This window comes from Kitasatospora sp. NPDC127035, assembly GCF_042726075.1.
Lineage (GTDB): Bacteria > Actinomycetota > Actinomycetes > Streptomycetales > Streptomycetaceae > Kitasatospora.
In genome coordinates, this window is sequence record NZ_JBHXDN010000161.1 from 1 (window position 1) to 2,365 (window position 2,365).

3 protein-coding genes are annotated in these 2,365 nt (G+C 68.8%); 1 reads left to right on the forward strand and 2 read right to left on the reverse strand.

What is annotated here, in order from left to right; all coding sequences use genetic code 11:
- Positions 1-331: 331 nt before the first annotated feature.
- Positions 332-565, reverse strand: a complete 234-nt coding sequence (locus tag ACFWIC_RS40955; protein WP_380522283.1) for a hypothetical protein — start codon at positions 563-565, stop codon at positions 332-334.
- 514 nt (positions 566-1,079) lie between these two features.
- Here ACFWIC_RS40955 and ACFWIC_RS40960 point away from each other — a divergent pair.
- Positions 1,080-1,250 carry a hypothetical protein gene (locus ACFWIC_RS40960; RefSeq protein WP_380522285.1) on the forward strand — a complete coding sequence of 57 codons (171 nt, stop codon included), beginning with the start codon at positions 1,080-1,082 and terminating at the stop codon, positions 1,248-1,250.
- 62 nt (positions 1,251-1,312) lie between these two features.
- Here ACFWIC_RS40960 and ACFWIC_RS40965 read toward each other — a convergent pair whose 3' ends face one another.
- Complete coding sequence (locus ACFWIC_RS40965) at positions 1,313-2,167, reverse strand: hypothetical protein (protein ID WP_380522287.1); 855 nt, start codon at positions 2,165-2,167, stop codon at positions 1,313-1,315.
- Positions 2,168-2,365: the final 198 nt, after the last annotated feature.

Here is a 2,365-nt window from a genome sequence, read left to right on the forward strand (position 1 = left end):
GACCGAAGGGGCCCGACCACCCGCTTCCAGCACCTGTGTCAACAACTGAACGACGGGACTCGAACCCGTCGCTCATGAAGATCACCAACAGCATCACTTCTGCGGTTCGGACCGGGGCCGGGTGCACCGGGGTGTCCGACCCGCCGAGGACGGCTGGTCAGCGGTCTGCCGGCGAGTGGTCCCGCGCGCGCTGCACAGTCCCACGCCTTCCGCCACGAGCTCCTCAAACGCGGGGTTCACGCCAACGCCTTCCCGATGGCCTGCTGGTTCGTCTCCGCCGTGGTCACCGACGACGACCTCACGGCCACCTGCGAAGCCGTCACACAGGCGTTCAAAACCCTGTGACTGCCCCGGCAAGCCCCGGCCGCCCACCCGCCGGGCGCCCCACCACCCGGCCGGGGTAGGCCCGCCACGCCCACTCCACGCCGTGTTCGGCGAGCTGTGCGAGTTGTCCCGACGTGAGCTTCGCTCGGCGGGCCTTTTGGTTGTTGAGCCAGGTGCCCAGGGCGAAGTGCGACACCACCACCTGCTCCTCGCCACCGGGGCCGGCCTCCACGGTCTCCACCGGCTCCTTGTGCGGGCGGGTCACCCGGGGGTGCTACGCCCGCCCCAACCACCCAGGCCCCGCTCCCGCCCTGGCTGTCCCCGCCCTGAACCGCAGGACCAGCGCACGATCTGGCCCTTCAGTAACGCCCACTACCGCTACCCCTGGGCTGCGGGTCCCGAGATCATGCAAGGCTGCCCACCCCCGCCCGCCCGGCGCAGGTAGCTGATTCCGAACCCGCGTGCAGGACGAGCCCTAACCAGCTCGGATGTTTCCCGCGTCTGTTCCACCGGCAACCACCACGCCCAGAACTCGCCCAGATCCGCCGTCAGAAGCCCCGGGAACGGCGAGCAGTTCTCGGTCCCCGGCAGCGTGGTCCACCCCGGCGAGACCCCACCGAAGCGCTCGCCCGCGAGCTCTTCGAGGAGCTCGGCCTGGACGACGCCGAGTTCCCCGAGCCGTCGCGGCTGCGCCACATCCAGGACCAACTCACCACCTGGCGAACCGCCCCGACCTGTTCCACCGGCTCCACCTGGTGCACACCGTGCGCGTCTCGCTGACCGTCCGTCGGAGCATCGCGGTGGCTGAGCTGTACGCCGAGGACGTCGCCGAGGTCGTCTGTGTCGACGTGCTGCGGGTGGCTGGCCTGCACCTGTACCCGGCCGTCGGCCCGGGCCTTGGCCACCCTCAACAACCCGACCGCTGACGGCACGGTGCTGCTGGCGTCGATGACGGACGATTCCTACATCTGGCGTTGACCAGCGACGTCTAACCCTCAGCTGTCGCTTCGGCCATCTCGTGGCGATACCGGCGGTACGTCTGGTGGGCGGTGACGTTGACGGAGCTGCCGGCCCTGTCAGAGAGTCGCCAGTGGCCTTCGCGCTGCGGTACGTGCTCCAGAGGGCTGCCGGACAGTTCGAGCTGGATGGAGTCCATGACGCTGTAGCCGTCGACGGACGACAGCTGCATGCTGATCGAGGTCGCAACCTCGGACGTGCGGTCGGCGGCCCACTGTCCGAGGTGGACGCCGACGGCCCACTCGAACAAGCCGCTCTCGCCGGGGCGGAGGGCGTGCTCGCGGCCGAGGTAGGAGTCGCCGGTGACGCCGACGACCGGCGGGCAGGGCAAGGTCCGCCCAGGGATGAGTGGGCTCTCGTCTTCGATGAACCGGCCCTCGCCGTTCAGCATGATCCGGGCGGTGCTCGTGCCCTCGTTGGTGACCACTGCGCGCAGGCGGAACCACATGAGGAACTGATCATGCTCCGGGAAGACCCAGTCGCTGCGGCCCGCCACCTCGACGGCGTGCAGGGCCATGCTGTCGAACATCCGCACACCGTTGCGATAGGGCATGGAGGGCCGGGTCCGGTCGATGAACGGAGGCCACGCCGGTTCCTCAGCCAGGACAACGATGCGAGGTGCGGCTGCGTCGATCCGCGCGCGGGCGGACTCCTTCACCGCGGCCTGGGCCGCGTCGGCCGCCCGGACGGCAGCATCGGTGGCCTCCCTGCCGAGTCGCACCTGCCTACCGAGCGCCTTCAACTGCCAGGCGCCGAAGCCGACCAGGACGAGTGTGGCGACAGCGGCAAGGGTCGTTCCGAGGTCAGCCCAGTTCTCAAGGGTCACTGCGCCACTGTGGCACGCAGCCTGATCACGGAGAAGACAATCGGATCGATCACTTCACCACAAGGCTCCGGACCGAGCGTACGACTGCTGCCGCTGGAGAGCCGCCTAGTACTGCAACGGTGCTTACCGTGACTGCTGTTGGGTTTGCTCGTTGGACTGTTCATGAGTGGGGACATATCTGAGGTCGATGCTCGTCGC